Source organism: Agrobacterium sp. SUL3, from assembly GCF_001263295.1.
GTDB lineage: Bacteria > Pseudomonadota > Alphaproteobacteria > Rhizobiales > Rhizobiaceae > Agrobacterium > Agrobacterium tomkonis.
The window spans coordinates 59,157-78,800 of sequence record NZ_KQ414516.1; the positions used below are offsets into that span (position 1 = coordinate 59,157).

Here is a 19,644-nt window from a genome sequence, read left to right on the forward strand (position 1 = left end):
CAGATCACGCTCCCTTCTCGGCCTTGACGAGGCCGCGCAGATACCAGGCGATGAAGATGGACATGATGAGGAACAGAACGGTCGCAATCGCCGCGCCATAGCCAAAGCGGTAGGAGAAGATCGACTGTTCGTACATCTGGTAGGCAAGCACGGTGGAGGAGCCGAATGGACCACCGGCAGTCATGACCGAAATCGCATCGAAGGAGCGTAGCGCGCCGACCACGGTAATGGCGACGGCGATGAAAGCCACCTGCGTCAGCTGCGGCAATACGATGTGTCGCAACATGGGCCAGCCCCGCGCGCCATCGACCCGCCCAGCCCCGATCATCTCCTCGTCGAGATTGTTGAGGCCAGCCAGGAACAGCACCATGCAGAAGGCCACCTGGGGCCAAAGTGCTGCGATGACGACGGCGAAGGTCACGAGGTTTTCGTCCGAAAGCAGCGCCGGTGCCGTGGCCCCAAAGGCCTGATAGATGATGGCCAGCAAGCCGAAGGTCGGGTCGTAGAACCAGCCGAAGATGACGCCCACCGTAACCGCCGCCAGCACCAGTGGCATGAAGAAGAGCGATTTGACGATGCGCATTCCGGCGATCTTCTGGTTGACCAGAAGCGCAATCGCGAGCCCCAGGGGTGGCGCCAGCAGGAACATCACCAGCCAGATCGCATTGTTTTTCAGGGAGATATAAAACTGCGGATCATCGATCAGTTCGGCATAGTTCGCCAGGCCCACCCATGTTTTGGCGCCCATGCCATCCCATTCGTGAAAGGAAATCCAGAACGTCTCGATCGATGATGCGATGATGACGACCAGAAAAAGGATAAGACCCGGCGCGAGAAGAAGCGCAGGCGTCAGCCAGTTGCGATGGCGGCGCCACCAGATAGACATGAGACCATCCTGTCGGTGAGGAGGGGAGGCAACAACGCCTCCCATTTGGTGTTCAGGCAGAGCTTAGCCGTGGATGCGTTGGCGCGTGCGCTCGATCTGCGTGAGGATTTGCTCACGGCGATCCGGCTTGACCATGAATTCCTGGAAGCCCTTGAGGCCTGCAAGTGCAAGGTCCGGGTCGCTGTCACGGTCGTAATATTGCGCCGTGCCCTTGACCTTCTTCATCTCCTCGACCGCCATTTTCAGGATCGGGTCGTCGCCGATTGCGCAGTCGCTGCGAGCAGGCACGTTGCCTTCCGGGGACAAATAGGCGCTCAGATTTTCCGGCTTGTAGAAGAAGGCGAGGAATTCGCGGGCCAGTTCCCTGTTCTTGGAACCGGAAGGCAGATGGATCGAATCCACCGAGAAATCCTCGAACTGCTCGACGCCCGCCTTGATGGTCGGGAAGGGCGCGAAGCGCACATGCTGAAGGTCTTCCGGCGGGAAGGCATATTTGATGAAGTTGCCGAGATCCATCATCGCCGCCTTCTTCTGGACCAGAGAAGCAGCTGCCGGATCCCAGGCAAATGAAGTGCCGTTTGGCGTGAAGAAATCGGCCTTGATCAGCTGTTCCCACTTGTCGAACACGTCTTTCAGGGATGGGTCGGTGTATTTCACCTTGCCTGCCATCAGGTCCATGTGGTGCTGAAGACCATTGATGCGCAGGTTCATATGGTCGAACCATCCGCCGCAAGGCCACTGGTCCTTCGTGCCCATGCTCATGGGAATGATGCCAGCCTTCCTGGACTGTTCGGCCAGCGTGAAGAAGTCATCGAATGTCTTTGGAACGCTCAGGCCGAACTGGTCGAACGTATCCTGACGATAGAACAAACCCCAGAGAATGCCGCCGGTCGGCAGGCCATATTGCTTGCCATCAACGGTGACGGAGCCGAGCGTCGCGCCGAGAACATCGGCATATTTTTCGCGCTGAACCAGATCGGAGATGTCCTCGAACAGACCCTTGTCCACGAAGCTGCGCATGCGGCTGCCCGAAAACCAGAAGCAGACATCCGGCGGGCTCGCCACGAGATAGTTGCGAATGGCCGTCTTGTGCGCCTCGTGATCCATATTGTTGACGGTCACGGTGACACCATTGGAATCACCAAACGCCTTGGCAATGCTCTCCAACGCCTTGCGCTGATCCGCGTTGCCACGGTTTGAAATGATGGTTAGTTGTTTGCTCTGCGCAATGGCAGGTGCAGAGAGCGCGGCGGAAGCAATGGCTGCGCCTGTGCCCTGAAGAAAGCGACGACGAGACGTCGGCAGAAATTGTAGTTTTGATCTCATATCGGATTTCCTCCCGTCAATGACAGCCGGTAAAAAATCAAAGAACGCCTCGTCGGTCAATAATTAATTTAATAAATAAAATAATTGGTGACGGATCGAAGAAATGCTGGCGGGAGGCATCATCGAGCTAAGTTTATAACCATCTTCAGAAACTCAGTATCTCTACAGCCAACCCGATCTGGCACGTTAATCGAGAGACAGATATGGGTCTAAGCAGCGACGGAGCAGAAATGTTCATCGACATGGACAACGCCGATAGCGATCTATTGAGGTTAAGAGGCCCAGGACCCGACCGGGCCGGGCCGAAAATATTTCAACCGCTCTGCGGGGGAAACACACGGGTTCCGGCGTATAAGCTGCAAGAGCCGAGAAAAGCGAGCAGTGCACATGCGGGCACGAGAATTGGCGCCATGGCAGGAGATGGAGTTTAGATGGGTCGCGCTCGTATTCTTGATCAAGCGGAGTCTGGGGAGGGGCATGGTCAAACCCCGGGCCTATAATGAGACTTCTGATGGGGAGCTTCTGTACTGGTCTGCGCAGGGAGACCGGAGAGCTTTCGACGAAATTGTCATGCGTCACGGTTCGTTTGCCCTGAGTGTGGCAAGCCGTTTGACCCTAAATATTCGTGATGCTGAGGACGTCGCCCAGGATGCGATGGTCAAGCTATGGCATCAGGCCAGTCGTTTTGATCCAGAACGCGCCCGCTTGAGAACATGGCTCTACCAGATCGTCGTCAATCTCTCTATCGACCGGCGCCGTCGCAGAGAAGCGGTATCACTTCCTGATAACTTCGACGCTGTCGATCCTGGTGCATTGGCGGATGAGATATTGGCAAAAGCCGAGCGCGATGCTGCCGTTGCTGCGGCTCTCCGTGCGCTGCCTCCTCGTCAGCAGGCCGCGATGATGCTCGTCTACGAAAAAGGGGTTTCCGGCGCGGAGGCGGGGCGCATTCTTGGATTGTCAGCCAAGGCGATAGAGCGTCTGCTTGCACGCGCGAGAACCACTTTGCGTGAATGGTTGCTGGCAGAGCATGATAAATAGGGAGAATAGACATGTTGTCGATCGAACGTTTTACGTCACTCGCGCGAAGTTACGGTGCGAATTTTGATCTGTGGCCCATCGAGGTACGGGGCGATGCTCTGGCTCTGCTGGAAGTCTCGAAAGAGGCTCGAGCTGTTCTTGCAGAGGAATGCAAACTTGATGATGCGATCAGTGCTGCGCCCTGGCATCGGGAAACCTCCTTGTGGCCAGCTGACGAGCGCAACGCTGCCTTGTTGCGCTTGAGAACGAACGTCGCTGCGCGCATAGCGGTTAAGCGACCTGGACTTTACCTTCTGCCCGGACGTTTTTTTGCGTATGTTCGCGGACTGTGGCCGGATCTGAATTGGGTCGGGTTTGCCTCTAGCGGTGGAATCGCGGTGGTTGCAGGTCTTTTCATTGGAATGCATTTTCCGGGTGTACCCGCCTCCAACGATCTGGTCTCAACCCTTCAGGTCGCGTCAATCCCTATTTTCATGGAATGAGCAGGAACATGGTTCACGAACAGGCAGGCAGACAAAAATGGATGCGAATTATCCTCGGCGTATCGCTCGCGTTGAATTTGTTCCTTGTCGCTTTTTGGGGAGGGCAGATGCTGCGTTCACAACCACCTGTTCCGAGTGGTGATGATCCTCTGGCCCGCATACTGGCTGTTGCGGAAGCAAACCTCCCTCCTTCAGACGCCAAAATTTTCCGAGAGACTCTCCTCAAGGAAAAACCGCGATACGCGCAAACAGTCGAGAAACTTATCCAGGCTCGGCAAGAAATGTTGAAGCAGGTCTCGGCGGATCCATTTGATCCAGCCGCAACCCTCACGGCACTTAACGCAACGCAGACTGCGTGGACGGAATTCATGGATGCAATTGGGCGTCCATTGGTTGATGCGGTGGGTGTAGTTTCCCCCGAAGGCAGGCGCAGGGTGGTTGCCGATCAAAAGGCAAAGGGGATAATGCGCGTGCCGTAACGGGTAGTGGTCGAGCGCGAGACCAAGCCGATATCCGGTCTTTTCCTTCGGAAGTGCGCTCCGCGAACGTGTCGAGGAATCCTGGTTCGAGGCATTCCACGTTCCCCGCTATCTGGCTCGCTGTGAACTCTATCAGGTGAAACAACGCGACTGGACCATGAAGAAGTGGCACGCGCTAGCCCGAAGCGGCGGTGCCATCTCCTGAGCGTATCCCACGTCACTCTCCAAGCCTAATGCATGGGGGCGGGGCGCTCAATGAACGCAATTGCAAAGCGGCCGTCGACGCCGGGTCCGATAGAGGTAAAATACCTTGGCAAACAAGGTAATTTCATCGCTATCAGCATAATTTGACGTCTTGATTCTCAATGAGTTTCGGTAGCTCCAAAGGCAAAATTGGTCGGCAATCGATACTGTTTCGGAGCCAGCCCATCTTCCCCTGTTTTGTCGAGCGGTACATTGCTGTTCGTCGCAGAATCCCAGGCCTTTAGCTCCCCCCATTGACGGCGTTGCGTGCAAAAAAATCCAACCATCCATGTCGCATCGGGCATCGGGCACCGTATCAGTAGCACTTCATCGATTTCGGAGGACTGCTGATGTTTTCAAAATTTGCCCTGGGGTTACTTCTGAGCATGTCTGGCCCTGTTGCTGGAATGGCTCACGAGCAAGCTTCCAAAGTTCCATGGGAGACAACCCCATGGGTGCAGGAGCCCTCGGAGGAGTTTTGTCTCTCGACCGAAGACGGAAAGCGGGATGCTTTCTGCGTAACGCTCCAGGCTGACGAGGACGGATATGAGTTGTGCATGTCCGACGAGGTGGCTTCGACAACGAAATGTGTCAGCAGCTACCGCTTTGACGACTCCGACGCTTCCGAGGCTGAAGGCCCGGAGGAAGGTCGTTGGAGCGGCATCAACCTTTAAATACCTGAGCGAAATGACCTTATCGGTCGAGTTTCCCAACGCCTAGGCTCGGAAAGTCCCGACCACCTCAAAAGGAAAAAGTAATGAACAAAACGCGTATTTGGCTTATGCGCCGCATCATCCTGAGTGCATTTGCAGCGATTCTGATGGCCGCAATGTCAGGCCCGGCGTTGGCGGCAGCAAGAGGAGCCACGGTCACAAGCGTCAATCTGAGGGCGGGGCCTGGAACATGGTATCCCGTGGTTACCGCGATGCCGCCAAGTGCAGCTCTTACCGTTTATGGGTGCCTCGACGCAGCCTCCTGGTGCGATGTGTCGTGGGGTGGTGCGCGCGGCTGGGTCTCCTCGAACTATGTCAGCATCTACTATCAGGGTCAAACGGTCGCAATATCACCGGCACTCATTCCGGCGATCGGCTTGACTGTTGTTGCGTTTAACCAAGCCTATTGGAACAACCACTATGCCAGCCAACCATGGCACGGGCAGTGGAACAGCTATTATGCCCCAGGTGGCCGCGCTGCCGCTGTGCGTGGTCCTTACGGCGGCGGTGCGGCCGCGCGGGGAGGGTGTGTAGGCCCGGCCTGTGGTGGTTCCGGCGTCGTGCGCGGTCCCAATGGCGGCGGTGCGGCCGCGCGGGGAGTTTGCGGACCGGAACGGTGCGCCGGTGGTGCCGTCATGCGGCGGCCTGGTGGCGGAGTTGAGTTTCGCAGGGGCGTCATAGAGCGTTAAGGCGAACCTTTCAGGGTGGCCAGTTGCAGGAAAGCGCACGCCGTTCCCGTTCAAATCCGGACCGTCAGCCATGACGTCGGATAGGCTGAGGCGGTTCACCGCCTCGGCATCTTCGGTCAAAAAGGTGTGGACCAGCCTGCCGGTGCAGAAACACCGTAACAACGCACCATGCACAGGAGATCAACTTTGGATCATCGCCCAATTAGTCGCCCCCCGACTTCCGGTCTGTCCAAGACTGCCCGGAGCGGACCTTCCGGTACACTGTCAATGTGGGCGCGCGGTCTGGCGACCTCGGCGATGGCGCTCTCCGTCACCGCCTGTGCAACCACGCCGCCACCGTCTCAAGCGCTGTCTTCGTCGGCATATCTACGCCCGACCTCGGACAAGATGAGGCCCTACGCGTACCGTCGGCCGGATGCGAATTTCGCCGCCTACAGTCGCGTCATTATTCCTCCCACGATGATCTACGCAGGGCCCGACGCACAGTTTGGCAAGATGTCCGCCACAGATAAGCAGGCACTCGCCAGCTACATGCATCAGGAATTCTCCAAGGTTCTTGGCCGACGCTTTCAGCCCGTAGCGCAGGCGGGGCCAGGTACGTTACGCGCCAGGCTGACCCTGACCGGTGCGGAAGCAAGCACACCGGTGCTATCCACCGTCTCGCATGTTTTCCCGGGCGGGCTCGTTGTCAATGCCGGCGCTCAGGCAATTGGCGGCCGCGGCACGTTCTCAGGCTGGGTTTCCTATGCTGTCGAGATCGAGGACGCTGAAACCGGCTCCCTGCTCTACGCCCATGTTGCGAGCAGGAGCGCCAACGCGCTCGACATCACCGCCAATTTCCGGGGGCTCGACGCGGCGAGGGCCGGAGTACGCTCAGCGGCAGACCAGCTGGGCAACGAACTGGCCGGCACATCCAGATAGCTGTGGATGCCAATTGCCTCTTTCGCTTCGCCCAAAGCGGCCGGCGGCGTCCTGGCGTCAAAACAAGAAAACTCGGTGGGCTAAAGATTGCCGGCCTCACAAACTAACTTTTGCATAAAGAGGGAACCCATAATGGTTCGTAAATACATCTACTGGGTTAGCACAGCGATGTTGTGCGTAATTTACCCTGTTGCGACGATCTTCTCTATGGTTCAAGGCGACACCTTCAGCCAGGTTGACGGGGCATTGGTCTACCCGGCATATCTCCCGACAATCCTGACGGCCGTGAAGCTTGTGGGTCCCGCGATGATCCTCGCGCGGATTAGTGTCTTCCTGAGTGACCTCGCCTATCTCGGCATGCTCTATTATGTGTTGCTGGCTCTCTCGGCGCATCTCGTCGCCGCCGAATACGCCGGATCGGTCCAGTCTGTCGTCGGGCTGGCGGCGCTTGTTGCGTCCTTCGTGACCCAAAATGCGGCGCGCAAGAAAAAGTCGCCTTACTCACCGGAGGGTGCGGCGTGCTTTGGCGCGTCTTGAAATGGCGAGGTTCGTGGCGCGTGTCTCAGCCCGGTCGGCCCATAGGCTCGCTATACCCAGACCGCGCCAATTCCAGCTCCGCCACCACACCTTTCAGAACTCGTCCCGAGGGTTCGAACACCAAGAGAAGCGTATCATGGCCCTACTAACGCGCATCAGTCCGGCGATATCGCTCGCACTGCTAACAGCTTGCGCTCCCGCGGAACAGCCTGTGCCCAAGGAGGCGCGATACGTCGAGACGATCGTCATTGAGGCGACGGAAGTTTCCGGTACCACCTCGACCTCCGGCAAAATCAGCGCACGCATCCAGGCCGACCTTTCCTTTCGTGTCGGCGGACGAATTGCGGAGCGGATGGTGGACGTCGGCGACCACGTGAAGGCCGGGCAGGTTCTCGCGCGTATCGATGACAAAGAGCAAAAGGCCGATCTGCAGGTGGCTTTGGCAAACCTCCGGTCCGCACAGGCGCAGAGGACCCAGGCACAACTGTCATATACCCGTCAGCAAAGCCTGATCGCTACTTCCGTGACGACCCAGGCCGCAGTCGACAGCGCGCGTGAGGCCCTTCTCACCGCACAGGCCACCGTCCGGTCGGCGGAGGCCCAGGTGGATACAGCGAAGGATACATTGCAGCAAACGGTCCTGAAATCAGAGGCCGACGGCATCATCACGGCTCGCAATGCTGAGGTCGGTCAGGTCGTGCAAGCTGCTCAAGCAATTGTTTCGCTCGCCTATGACGGCCCGCGGGATGCCGTTATCAATATTGATGAGGCCGCTTTGCTCGGTCGCGGGGTCGAAGACGTGGCTGAGGTCAGGCTTTTGTCCGGCGGCGGGACGTACAAGGCAAGAGTGCGCGAGGTCTCACCCAGCCTTGACACGACGACGGGAACCATCCGGGTCAAGCTTGGTCTTGAAGGTGGGCTTGATGCACCGCTCGGCAGCAGTGTCGTCGTGACTGCCAGATACAAGCCACAAACGGTGATCGAGCTGCCCTGGTCGTCCATGGCATCCTCAGATGGACGTCCCGCCGTCTGGCTTGTCGACCCAAACACCCGGGCGGTGTCACTTCATCCCGTGGGTGTCACCAGCTACGCCGTCGAACGATTTTCTGTGGGATCTGGTCTGAACGCAAACGACGTGGTTGTTTCCAACGGCACCAAGTTTCTGAGTGACGGCGACGTCGTGACTTTCGAAGGAGCGACGCCATGAAGAGAGTTCTTCAGCTATCGGTGCTGCTTTCGACCCTGGCGCTTTTGTCGGCGTGTGAGAAGGAAGAAAAAACCGCAATTGTGCAACCGCGACCCGTTCTTTTCCAGATCGCAGAGCCGTCCCCATCGGCGGCGTTCTCGCTGCCGGGCACGGTAGAAGCACGGGTGCAGACCGAGTTCGGTTTCCGCATTCTCGGTCGCATCGTCACCCGCAAGGTGCTGGTCGGGGACTTCGTGAAGAAGGGCGATGTTCTGGCGACTATTGACCCGCTGGCGCTCGAGCTAGCAGTCAGCAGCGCGCAGTCTGACCTCTCCAACAGCCAGGCGCAACTTGTCAACGCCCGCATCAACGAGGGTCGGCAACGCACCCTGTTCGAGAGGCGAAGCGGGACGAAGGCCACGTTCGAGACCGCGCAACAGGAACGTGAGACCGCCGAAGCCAATGTCAATAAGGCACAGGCCAATTTGGACAAGGCCAAGGAGCAGCTTGGCTACGCGCGCCTTGTTGCCGAATTCGACGGTCTTGTCACCGCAACTTCCGCCGACGTCGGTCAGGTGGTCTCCGCCGGTCAGACTGTTGTCACCCTGGCGCAGCCGGATGAGCGCGATGCCGTACTCGACGTTCCCGAAGCTGCAGGTGTGTTACTGAAGCCTGGAGCGGAATTCGATGTCGCCCTGCAACTCGACCCAGCGATCCACGCCAAGGGGCTGGTCCGCGAGATCGCACCCGAAGCGGAGGACACAACCCGCACTCGGCGGACACGGCTGACCCTCGTCAATCCACCGGAAGCGCTCCGACTTGGAGCAGTCATAACGGCCAGTACCAGCAGTGGTGAAACACCGCTCATCCGACTGCCTTCATCTGCTGTGCGAGTGGACGGAGCAAATGCATTTGTCTGGATCATCGACGTCCCGACCGGAAAGGTGTCGTCGCGTTCGGTGACCATCGCCGAGCCGTTGGTCGTGGGTGGCACTGTGACTGTAACCGAAGGAATCAACCCCGGCGACCGCGTCGTCACCGCCGGCGTCAACACGCTTGAAGACGGTCAGACCGTCCGTATCGATCAGGAGTCCGTGATTTGAAACCTTTCAACCTCTCGGAGTGGGCCCTCGAGCACCGCTCGCTCGTCTGGTACTTCATGATCGTCTTTAGTCTTGCTGGCGCCTTTTCCTACTTGAATCTCGGGCGCGAGGAAGACCCGAATTTCACCGTCAAGACGATGATCATCAATGTGCGGTGGCCCGGTGCATCCGCAGAAGAGGTCACGCGGCAGGTCACCGACAGGATCGAGAAGAAGCTCGAGGAGCTCGACGCCCTCGACTTCACACGCAGCGAGACGATTGCAGGACAGGCGACGGTCTATGTCGACCTTCTACCGACCACCAAGGCGAAGGACGTGGCAGGCAACTGGGTACGCGTCCGCAATATGATCGACGACATCAAGGGCGACTTCCCGAGTGGTGTAGTGGGTCCGTTCTTCAACGATAGCTTCGGCGATGTGTATGGCAACGTTTTCGCGTTCACCTCTGACGGCCTGACGCAGCGGCAGCTGAGGGATCTTGTGGAAGACACGCGCGTGAAACTGCTGAACGTCCCCAACGCCGGCAAGATCAACATTATCGGAGCGCAGGACGAGGTCGTGTATCTCGAGTTCTCGACCCGCAGAATCGCCGCGCTTGGCATCGATCAGCAGTCCGTCATCGAGACGCTGCAGGCGCAGAACGCCGTCGCCCAGTCCGGCTTCGTCGACGCAGGGCCGGAACGGATCGCAATTCGGGTTAGCGGCCAGTTCACGTCGGAGGACAGTCTCAAGGCGATCAATCTTCGGGTCAACGACCGCTTTTTCCCATTGACCGACATTGCGACGATAAAGCGGGGCTACGTCGATCCACCGACGTCGCTGTTTCGCTTCAAGGGCGAGCCGGCGATTGGCCTTGCCGTCGGCATGACCCCCGGTGCCAATCTCACGACGTTTGGTGAGGCGCTGGACGAGGCTATGACGCGCGTCGTCGCCGATCTCCCGATCGGCGTGACAGTCGAACGGGTTTCCGACCAGCCGGCTGTCGTGGAAGAAGCGGTTTCCGGCTTTACCCGAGCCCTGTTCGAAGCCATCGCAATCGTTCTCGCGATCAGCTTCATCAGCGTTGGCTTTCGGGCCGGTCTCGTGGTGGCGATCTCGATTCCGCTCGTTCTGGCCATCACCTTTGTCGTCATGGAATACACTGGCATTTCACTTCAGCGCATCTCGCTGGGCGCGTTGATCATCGCGCTCGGACTTCTCGTGGACGATGCTATGATCGCAGTCGAGATGATGGTTGCGCGGCTTGAAGTGGGCGACGATCTGCGCACGGCTGCGACCCATGTATACACCTCGACCGCATTCCCGATGCTGACGGGTACGCTCGTTACTGTCGCCGGCTTCATCCCGATCGGCCTCAACAGCAGCGCGGCGGGCGAGTTTACCTTCACCCTGTTTGTCGTGATTGCCGTTTCGCTTGTCGCTTCCTGGGTGGTGGCAGTGTTATTCACCCCCCTGCTGGGCGTGACAATCCTGCCGAAAACCATGAAATCTCACCATGATCAGAAGGGCCGCGTTGCGCGCGGTTTTGCCTGGCTCCTGGGCATTGCCATGCGCTGGCGTTGGATCACGATCATCGCCACAGTGGTTGTCTTCGCACTGTCGCTTGGCGGTCTCGGCCTTGTACAGCAGCAGTTCTTTCCGGCTTCCGACCGCTTAGAACTCATTGTGGACTGGAGCATGCCCCAAAACAGCACGATTGCCGAGACCGACCGGCAGATGGCGAAGTTTGAGCGCGAGAAGCTCACAGGCAATACCGACATCGACCATTGGTCGACCCATGTCGGCGAAGGTGCGCCACGCTTCATCCTCTCCTACGACGTGCAGACGCCGGCTGTCTGGTTCGGACAGATCGTTATCGTCGCCAAGGATCTCGACTCGCGCGACAGGTTGCGTAAGGATCTTCAGGCCTATCTTGCGAAGACGTTCCCGGGGACCGATGCCTTCGTCAAACTGCTGGACATTGGTCCGCCCGTCGGCAAGCCAGTGCAGTACCGCCTCAGTGGCCCCGACATCCAGGGGGTTCGCGATCTTGCGCTGAAATTCGGCGCGGTGATCAACCGCCAGCCGCTACTGTCTAACATGACCTATGACTGGAACGAGCCGACGCGTGTCGTGAAGGTGGACGTTCTTCAGGACAAAGCGCGTCAGCTCGGCGTGTCGTCCGAGGATATCGCGAACGTGCTGAACAGTGTCGTCCAAGGGACTTCCATCACCCAGATCCGCGACGACATCTATCTGATCGATGCCATCGGCCGGGCCGAAGACGCCGAGCGTGGATCGATCGAGACGCTGCGCAATCTCCAGCTTCCGGGGGCGGACGGCAAATCTGTGCCGCTGTCCGCCGTTGCGAAATTCCGCTACGAACTCGAACAACCGAAGATCGCGCGAAGAGACCGCATCCCGACGGTCACCATAAAGGCCGCCGTCGTCGGACCGACACAACCGGCAACCATTGTCGAACAGCTTAAACCTGACGTGCAGAAGTTCACCGACGCCCTTCCAGTGGGTTACAAGGTCGAGATCGGCGGTTCGGTGGAATCGAGCGCGGACTCGCAGGCTCCCATCATCGCCGTTGCGCCGCTGATGCTGTTTACAATGGTGACAATCCTTATGATCCAGCTTCAAAGCTTCAGCCGTCTCTTCCTGGTGTTCGCCGTCGCGCCGACCGCCGTGATCGGGGTGGTCGCGGCGCTCTTGCTTAGCAATGCGCCTATGGGCTTCGTCGCGATCCTCGGCGTGCTTGCCTTGATTGGCATCCTCATCCGAAACTCGGTTATTCTTGTTGTGCAGATCGAGCATCTGAGGAGCGAGGGCGTCGCGCCGTGGCAGGCCGTCTTCGAAGCGACCGAACACCGGATGCGCCCGATACTTTTGACGGCGGCGGCCGCCACTCTCGCGCTCATACCGATCTCGCGGGAGGTATTCTGGGGACCAATGGCTTACGCCATGATGGGAGGGATCGTTGTGGGCACGGTCCTGACGCTCCTGTTCCTCCCGGCTCTCTACATCGCCTGGTTCCGGATACCTGCCCAGGATGCAGACGTGTCAACCGTCTCGGCGTGACCCTTGTATAAACTGGCGCGTTGAAAGCGCCCCGTAAAAAACTCAACCGGTTGGATCCATTCATGCCCGTATCGCTTTTTGTCATTCTCAGTCGGTCATCCGGCAGGCTTGTGTTTTTAGCTTTGATTGCTTCTTTGTCGGGATGTGCATCGCGGCCGTCAGCAACGGTCCTCGAGCCCGTCTCGATAGGCCAGAATATGGGCCAGAAAGTCAGTCTCCTCGCCGTCACCAACCGGAACAAGGTCGAAAAGGACGGTGGCTTCGGCAGCAACTGGGCAGGGAACCTGACATACGAACGCTACGACTTCTCGGTGCCGCGCGAACGGACGGTCGCGGCCATCAGGTACCCGTCCAGTACTCCGGACACACGACGGGATTTTTTGGTCACCGGACGGGATCAACTGACCGAAGCGTCGTGGGTTGAGGCCGCAGGTCGTGCGGCGACCTCCGATGGCTCCGTCGCTCTTTTCGTTCACGGATATAACTACCGGTATCAGGAAGCCTTGTTCAGGGCGGCACAAATGGCTGCTGATGCCAGTACTATCAGCCCGATCCTGTTCTCTTGGCCATCCGCAGCAAGCGTGACCGGATACGTCACCGACCGGGATGCGGCACTTTATTCAAGGACAGAGCTCGAGCGCGTTCTGACGGTTCTTGCCAAAGCACCGAAGGTCAAGCGCATCATCCTGTTCGGTCACAGCATGGGCGGCTTCCTGTCTATGGAAGCGGTAAGACAGCTCAAGCTCGAAGGCCGTGATGATGTTCTCGGAAAGCTGCAAATTGTCCTGGCGGCCCCGGACATCGACGTCGATGTGTTCCGGGCACAACTCCTCGACATAGGTCGACTGAAGAACCCAATTACACTTCTTGTTTCGAAGACTGACCGCGCGTTATCCGTGTCGAGCCTGGTGGGCGGTGAACGACCCCGTGTTGGTCTCGTAGACATAGCCGATCCGCAAATAAGGGATGCGGCAATAAAGGCGAACGTTTCGGTCATCGATATCTCGTCCGTCGAGGCAAGCGACGGCCTAGGTCACGACCGGTATGCAACACTCGCCCGCTTTGGCGGCGAACTTGAAAAGGCCGAAGCGCGAGCACGCAACGGTGGGAACGTTGGCGCTTTCGTTTTCGACGCGGCGGGCGCGGCGGTCGCTACTCCGTTCCGGCTCGCCGGGCAGATCGCCCGGCAGTGATGGACTCAAGACACCGACGGAACCATCGTATCAACCCTCTTCCTGCCGGGTGAAACCACTGACTTCGATGAGCATCAGGCCAGGCGTGACTCAAGCGGTCGGCTGGCAGCCACTCACTCTGTTTGGATTGAGGTTTTTTAATTGGACGCCTCTCCTAAGCGGTGAACGGCTGAGGTCGGCTGGCCAACCGAAATCCATTTCGCAAGACAACGCGGCAAGAAGATCTGATCGATTACCATCTGTGCAGCCCCTACGAGGCCCGAGCCCTCGGTCTGTTGGACAACAACAATTCCGAGATCGCGGGTTACGAATGGAAGCGCGTGGCCATAGATCGATTGGCGCATTGAGGCGAGAAACAGATCGCCCAGCTGGGGCAGCGCACCACCGGCTACGATGACCGCGGGGTTCAAAACGTTGATGGTCGCGCCGAGAGCTCTTCCGATCGTCATGCCTGACATTGCAACAAGGCGCTGCGAGGTTTCGTCACCATATCTGACGCCTTCTGCGAGGTGACCCACCTGCAGGGGCGTCCCCTCTTCCTGGAGCCGCGCGAAATACGCACTCTCGCCACTTCTGCCCGCGGAGCCCGCCGCTCTGAGCAGTGCCTCCCCACCCGCTACCGCTTCCAAGCAACCGCGTCGCCCGCATCTGCAAAGTTCATCGCCACCCACCGTAATGTGACCAATGTTTCCCGCAGCGCCTTGCGCGCCGCGCATCACCCTGGAGTCGCTGACAACACCGCATCCGATGGCGAGATCCGCATTCAGATAAATGAAGTCGCGCTGGCCCTTCGCTACCCCGGTCCTCATCTCGGCCAAGGCCAACATGTTGTCGCTCGTGTCCAGCCACACCGGTGCGTCGAATATCGAGGCCAGCCTCTCTCGCACCGGATAGCCGATCCAGCTCGTCGGGAGAGATGGCGAGTCAATCAAGGTGGCGGTCTCAAGGTTGCTGTGCGCAGGCAGCCCTACGCCGACGCCCCATACCTTTTCCCGCCCGATTTCGAGTTCGGCGAGCATCGATTCCCAGCTCGACTGCGCGAATGCGAAGGCGTCGCGCGGGCCGGCGGAAAAATCGCTGGGACGGCTGCGGGTGGACAAGAGCTGTCCCGCGAGGTCGGCCACACCCACGTGGAAGTGTGTGAGGTTTGCAAATCCAACCAAGATCGCGCCCGCACCAGCATTCAATCGAAGTTCGCGCGCTGCCCGCCCGCCTCTCGAGACGCCAGCTTCCCCGTCAACGATGATCTCCGATTCCAGGAGCTGATTCACCCGGTCGCTGATGAGACCGCGACCCAGGCCTGTCACTCTCTGGAGCTCCGGTCGGTCCGTCGCCTCGCCATTCCGGACGAGGTCGAGAACAATGCTGAGACTGTCCACGTCGCCAACTAACTGTCGCATGCTACCTGCCGTTTTCAATCAAGTTTCACCTCTAACTTTTGCATTTATGTTTTCGGAACGCAACTTCCCTTGCACTTTAGCAAATAATATGCAGAAGTATGCATGCCACATGCTAAAGAGGAGTGAGCGGTGGCATTCGTTGTCATGGATGATGGTTTCCGTCGCCACTGAGCGACGACCAGGAGGAGGTTACCTATGAATATGAAAGCAACCCTGTCCGCGCTCGCCATTGGAGTCGTCGCCCTTTCCGCGACGGCCAACGCGCAGGACGCAAAGACAGTCAAGATCGCCTACAGCGTGGACGTTTTGGACGACACACAGAACGCAGTTCTCCAGGCGATGAAGAAACGCGTCGACGAACTGAATTCGACCCGTAAGGACGTCAAGATCGACCTGGAGGTCTACGACGCCCAGTCGAGTGTCGACAAGCAAATCTCCGACGTGCAAACCGCCCTCATTAAGAAGCCGGACGTCCTGATCTTCAGCGCCGTTGACGCCGTTGGGTCGCAGCCGGCTGCCCAGGCGGCGAAGGATGCGGGCGTAAAGATCCTCGACAAGCGCCCGAGCGATCCCGTCGCTGCGACGACGGACGTTGCCTACTACGGTAACGATGAAAACCGTTACTCGAAGGCGACGACGGACTGGATTCAAAAATATCTCGACGCCAACCCGAAGGTCAATTTGAACGTCGGCGTCATTTACGGCGCCCCGGCGCAGACCGCGCAGCTTCTGCGTATCGACGCCATCAAGGCCTTCGCGGAAAAACATCCGGATCGCATCAAGATCATTGCCGAAGGATACGGCAACTGGCTGACCGCAACCGCTCAGAACCTTTCACAGGACTGGCTGCTCGCACATCCCGACATCAACTACATCGCCGCCGCCAATGATATCATGGCGCTCGGCGTATCGAATACGCTCATCTCGGGAAATCGCTCGGACGTTCTCGTGTCCGGCTACGATCTCGCTCCCGACGCTCTCGAGCGCGTCAAGGCCGGAACTCAGGCCCTGACGGTCGGGACCAGCATCGGCGACAACGGCCAGATGATCGACGTCGCGCTCGGCATGGTCGATGGTTCGTTTAAAGAAAAGACCTATTACCTCGACCCGGTCTATGCCGTCGACTCTTCCAACGTCGACGATTTCCTCGCCAAACAGAGCAAGTAATATGACCTGCGCCCGTGGCGGCACGCCGCGGGCCCCCCTATTCCTGAGGTTGACATGACCGATTCAAAACCTTTAGCGGAGCACGGAGGTGTCACGGCACTGCGCCGCGTCCTGCTCCTGAACAAGGCAGTGCTATTCTCCATCATCTTGGCGATCGCGCTGTCCCTCACTTCGCCGTATTTTCTTCTTCAGCAGAACCTTGTGGCCTTGTTGGAGCAGATCGTCGTGATGACGGTGGTCGCCTTGGGCTACACGCTCGTCTTGGCCACTGGCGAAATCGACCTTTCCCTTGGCGGCGTGGTTGCGCTGGTGGGCGTCGTCATGGCCAAGCTCATGACGCAGTATGGAATCCCTGTCGAACTGGCAATCATGGCAGGCATCGTTCTGGGTGCCGCGTGCGGCGCGCTCAATGCCGCGCTCGTCTCCAGGTTCAACCTGCCGTCGTTTATCGTGACGCTGGCTACCGGGGCTCTCTTTACGGGAACCCTGTACATCATCTCCAACCTGGTGCCCGTGTCGAATCTTCCGCCGGAATTCCTCGCCATCTCGCGCACCCGGATTGGTCCCGTGCCTCTGCCGGTGCTCCTTTTGATCCCCGTGGTGGTTGTTTTTTACGTCATAGCCACCAAGACCGTGTTCGGTCAGCACGTCATAGCTCTCGGCGGCAACCCGGAAGCGGTGCGTGTCGCCGGCATCAACATCGAGCGTCTGCGCCTGAAAGTCTTCATGATCGCAGGAGCATGCTTCGCTGTCGGTGGCGTACTCCTGACCGCTCGCTCCGCATCGGCCCAAATTGCGGCAGGCTCCAACCTTCTTCTCCTGGTCATCACTGCGGTGGTTATCGGAGGAACGCCGCTTCTTGGCGGTCGGGCGAATATGATTGGAACCGTCTTCGGCTGCCTCATTCTCGGCATGATCAGCAATGGCATGAATCTGCTGGGCGTGAATGCCAACTATCAGATCGTCGTCCAGGGCCTGCTCATTCTCCTCGCCCTCGTACTCGACATCGAATCCACCAGGCTGCTGCTCAAGCTGGACAAGCGCTCCATGCAGCGGCGCCGCCTTTCGGGAGAGCAGCCATGACCAACCAGCCTTTGATCGAACTCCAAGGCATCAGCAAGGCCTTCGGCGGCGTTCAAGCGGTCGACGACGCATCGCTGACCGTCTATCCGGGGGAAGTCGTCGGCTTGCTCGGACACAACGGCGCCGGCAAATCGACCCTCATCCGTATCCTGTCGGGCGCCTACGTCGCCGATAGCGGTCGGATTCTCGTGGGTGGCGAAGAGAAGGCGATCTCCAGCCCCAAGGATGCGAAGGAACTCGGCATCGAGACGATCTACCAGACGCTCGCTCTCGCGGACAATCTGGACGCCGTCGCCAACCTGTTCCTTGGCCGTGAGAAACGCAAGTTCGGCATCTTCAACGATCGTCCGGCCATGGTCCGGGATGCCGTCGAGATCTGCGGCCAGATCAATCCCCGGTTCAAAAACCTGCAGACGCCGGTTCGGAACCTGTCTGGAGGTCAGCGCCAGACGATCGCCATCGCTCGCGCCGTCTACTTCAACGCGCGCGTCCTGATCATGGACGAGCCGACGGCAGCCCTCGGCCCAGGTGAGACTGCCATGGTGAAGGAACTCATCCAGCAGCTGAAGCGCAAGGGTGTGGGAATCATCCTCATCAGCCACGACATCGACGATGTCTTTGATCTGGCTGATCGCATGGTGGTCATGGCTGCAGGACGCGTGGTCGGCCGGATCAATACGGCAGAAGCGACGCGGGAGCAGGTCTTGTCGCTCATCATCATGGGTGCGGAAACGAAGACACAGCCTGCGGTGACCACTAGTTAAACGCGAAAAAGAGAGGACATCAGATGCCAGCAGGCACTGCTTACTGTATCCCGCAAGGGATGCTCGGGTCGACTATTGCCAACGTCGATCTCGACGACGACGGCATCATCGATCACTTCAGGTTCGAGATACGCAACCAGTTCCTCCATCCCGAGCATCCATTGGGCTGGATTCGAGGCCTGACAGTCGCGGTCGATGGAGAAGACGTCCCCACCAAAATGATGGGATTCGTTCTGCGCGGACAGTGGATCGCCGTCGAGAAGCTTCCGACGATAGCCGACATCTGGTGGCATATGCGCGAGATGGCGGAAATCTACGTCCAAAGCCGCGGCCTCGGCGCAGGCAGGCATCGAATCGATGTCGATTTCGACGTCTCGCTCTTCGTCCACACCCCCAGTATAGATCAGCAGGGGCGATGGCCAACCCTGCGCCAGCAATTGACGAATGAAATGGAGCTGGCGGCATGACCACAGTCCAGCACGAAATCGCGGTCAGCACGTGGTCGCTGCAGAAGCTGACAATCGCCGAAGGACGTTCTCTTGAGGATCTCCTGCCTACCTTCGAGAGCTTCGGAATCGACGCCCTCGAGATCAACGAGGACTATTCTCGCCTGCCTCAGTACGCAAATGCTCGAGCGAGACGAACTCTCCGGAGCAGAATAACTGACGCCGGGCTGCGCGTGGCGTCGACCTGGTTCTACACCGACATTCTCGGAGCTGTCGAAACCGCGTCGCTCAACAAACTCATCGATCAGATCGAGAATTGCTTTGAGATAGCCTCGGATTTCGGCGCGCAGGTCGTGGTAATGACGCCAGTGGATTCCCTGCCCGAATACATGACCGAGCGAGGCCGCGAAAAGTTTAGGAGCATCGTCGAAGAGCTGGTTCCCTTGGCAAGGTCATACAAGCTCACGATGGGGTTGGAATCCGGACGGTCACAGGGTGAATTTTGCACACCGCAAGCGGTCACGAAGCTGGTCCGGGAGATCGCGCAGCCAGAGCTGACCGTCGTACCCGACTTCGAAGCCTGGCGCGTCGCAACTGAAGACCTGCCGCTCACTCATGTCGAGAGACAGGAAGCAGCGCCTCCGGCCCCTGCGGAACTTCCACTTTTCGAGGAATGCCTCCCGCTCGCTCGCCTTGTACATGCCAAGCTTCTGCGTTTGGACGAGGCAGGCGAAGAGCCTCACTTCCCAATCTCCGAGATGATGTCGGCGATCCGCGACAGCGCACGCTCTCACATCATCAACATCGAATACGAGGGATGGATCCCTGACATCGATCCGCATCTGGACTGCATCGAAGAGACCCGGCGCTGCGTCCAGTTGATCAAGCGGCACCTCGCCGCCCCGAGGTAATTGGAGCCAACC

19 protein-coding genes are annotated in these 19,644 nt (G+C 58.8%); 16 read left to right on the forward strand and 3 right to left on the reverse strand.

The genetic code is table 11. The features are described from left to right. Positions 1–4: 4 nt before the first annotated feature. Positions 5–886, reverse strand: a complete 882-nt coding sequence (locus tag AKG12_RS24140; RefSeq protein WP_052820744.1) for a carbohydrate ABC transporter permease — start codon at positions 884–886, stop codon at positions 5–7. Between the two features lie 63 nt (positions 887–949). Then, on the reverse strand, positions 950–2,212 hold the full coding sequence (locus AKG12_RS24145) for an ABC transporter substrate-binding protein (protein WP_052820745.1): 1,263 nt from the start codon (positions 2,210–2,212) through the stop codon (positions 950–952). 477 nt (positions 2,213–2,689) lie between these two features. Between AKG12_RS24145 and AKG12_RS24150 the strand changes: the two genes are divergently transcribed. From AKG12_RS24150 to AKG12_RS24195, 11 genes are all read left to right on the forward strand, one after another. Continuing rightward, positions 2,690–3,253: a sigma-70 family RNA polymerase sigma factor gene (locus AKG12_RS24150; protein WP_234823805.1), complete on the forward strand. Its 564-nt coding sequence runs from the start codon at positions 2,690–2,692 to the stop codon at positions 3,251–3,253. An 11-nt stretch (positions 3,254–3,264) separates the two neighbouring features. Then, positions 3,265–3,735: a hypothetical protein gene (locus tag AKG12_RS24155; protein ID WP_052820746.1), complete on the forward strand. Its 471-nt coding sequence runs from the start codon at positions 3,265–3,267 to the stop codon at positions 3,733–3,735. A gap of 8 nt (positions 3,736–3,743) precedes the next feature. Beyond that, positions 3,744–4,214: a periplasmic heavy metal sensor gene (locus tag AKG12_RS24160; protein WP_003501907.1), complete on the forward strand. Its 471-nt coding sequence runs from the start codon at positions 3,744–3,746 to the stop codon at positions 4,212–4,214. A gap of 593 nt (positions 4,215–4,807) precedes the next feature. After that, positions 4,808–5,131, forward strand: coding sequence for a hypothetical protein (locus tag AKG12_RS24165; RefSeq protein ID WP_052820747.1), 324 nt, complete (start codon positions 4,808–4,810; stop codon positions 5,129–5,131). An 83-nt stretch (positions 5,132–5,214) separates the two neighbouring features. Beyond that, a complete protein-coding gene (locus AKG12_RS29680; RefSeq protein ID WP_003501900.1) occupies positions 5,215–5,859 on the forward strand; it encodes an SH3 domain-containing protein in 645 nt (214 codons plus the stop codon). Positions 5,860–6,156: 297 nt separating this feature from the next. Continuing rightward, a complete protein-coding gene (locus tag AKG12_RS24170; RefSeq protein WP_245292614.1) occupies positions 6,157–6,780 on the forward strand; it encodes a DUF3313 domain-containing protein in 624 nt (207 codons plus the stop codon). A gap of 132 nt (positions 6,781–6,912) precedes the next feature. After that, positions 6,913–7,317 (forward strand): hypothetical protein, encoded by a 405-nt coding sequence (locus AKG12_RS24175; protein ID WP_052820749.1) that lies wholly within the window; start codon positions 6,913–6,915, stop codon positions 7,315–7,317. A 136-nt stretch (positions 7,318–7,453) separates the two neighbouring features. After that, positions 7,454–8,524, forward strand: a complete 1,071-nt coding sequence (locus AKG12_RS24180; protein ID WP_052820750.1) for an efflux RND transporter periplasmic adaptor subunit — start codon at positions 7,454–7,456, stop codon at positions 8,522–8,524. After that, positions 8,521–9,606, forward strand: coding sequence for an efflux RND transporter periplasmic adaptor subunit (locus tag AKG12_RS24185; RefSeq protein ID WP_052820751.1), 1,086 nt, complete (start codon positions 8,521–8,523; stop codon positions 9,604–9,606). Before AKG12_RS24180 ends, AKG12_RS24185 begins: the two co-directional genes overlap by 4 nt. Next, positions 9,603–12,668 carry an efflux RND transporter permease subunit gene (locus tag AKG12_RS24190; RefSeq protein WP_052820752.1) on the forward strand — a complete coding sequence of 1,022 codons (3,066 nt, stop codon included), beginning with the start codon at positions 9,603–9,605 and terminating at the stop codon, positions 12,666–12,668. Before AKG12_RS24185 ends, AKG12_RS24190 begins: the two co-directional genes overlap by 4 nt. Before the next feature lie 62 nt (positions 12,669–12,730). After that, complete coding sequence (locus AKG12_RS24195; protein WP_052820783.1) at positions 12,731–13,861, forward strand: alpha/beta hydrolase; 1,131 nt, start codon at positions 12,731–12,733, stop codon at positions 13,859–13,861. A 137-nt stretch (positions 13,862–13,998) separates the two neighbouring features. On the opposite strand, the gene AKG12_RS24200 is transcribed toward AKG12_RS24195, so the two are convergent. Next, positions 13,999–15,261, reverse strand: coding sequence for an ROK family protein (locus AKG12_RS24200; RefSeq protein WP_052820753.1), 1,263 nt, complete (start codon positions 15,259–15,261; stop codon positions 13,999–14,001). Positions 15,262–15,456: 195 nt separating this feature from the next. Here AKG12_RS24200 and AKG12_RS24205 point away from each other — a divergent pair, with 195 nt between their 5' ends. The 5 genes from AKG12_RS24205 to AKG12_RS24225 are packed head-to-tail and all read left to right on the forward strand — an operon-like array spanning position 15,457 to position 19,632. Then, entirely contained in the window at positions 15,457–16,428 is a 972-nt protein-coding gene (locus tag AKG12_RS24205; RefSeq protein WP_003501882.1) for a sugar ABC transporter substrate-binding protein, read from the forward strand. A 54-nt stretch (positions 16,429–16,482) separates the two neighbouring features. Next, complete coding sequence (locus tag AKG12_RS24210) at positions 16,483–17,511, forward strand: ABC transporter permease (RefSeq protein ID WP_003501880.1); 1,029 nt, start codon at positions 16,483–16,485, stop codon at positions 17,509–17,511. Next, complete coding sequence (locus AKG12_RS24215; protein ID WP_003501878.1) at positions 17,508–18,275, forward strand: ATP-binding cassette domain-containing protein; 768 nt, start codon at positions 17,508–17,510, stop codon at positions 18,273–18,275. Before AKG12_RS24210 ends, AKG12_RS24215 begins: the two co-directional genes overlap by 4 nt. A gap of 23 nt (positions 18,276–18,298) precedes the next feature. Further along, positions 18,299–18,742: a C-glycoside deglycosidase beta subunit domain-containing protein gene (locus AKG12_RS24220; protein ID WP_052820754.1), complete on the forward strand. Its 444-nt coding sequence runs from the start codon at positions 18,299–18,301 to the stop codon at positions 18,740–18,742. Continuing rightward, complete coding sequence (locus tag AKG12_RS24225; protein WP_052820755.1) at positions 18,739–19,632, forward strand: sugar phosphate isomerase/epimerase family protein; 894 nt, start codon at positions 18,739–18,741, stop codon at positions 19,630–19,632. Before AKG12_RS24220 ends, AKG12_RS24225 begins: the two co-directional genes overlap by 4 nt. Positions 19,633–19,644: the final 12 nt, after the last annotated feature.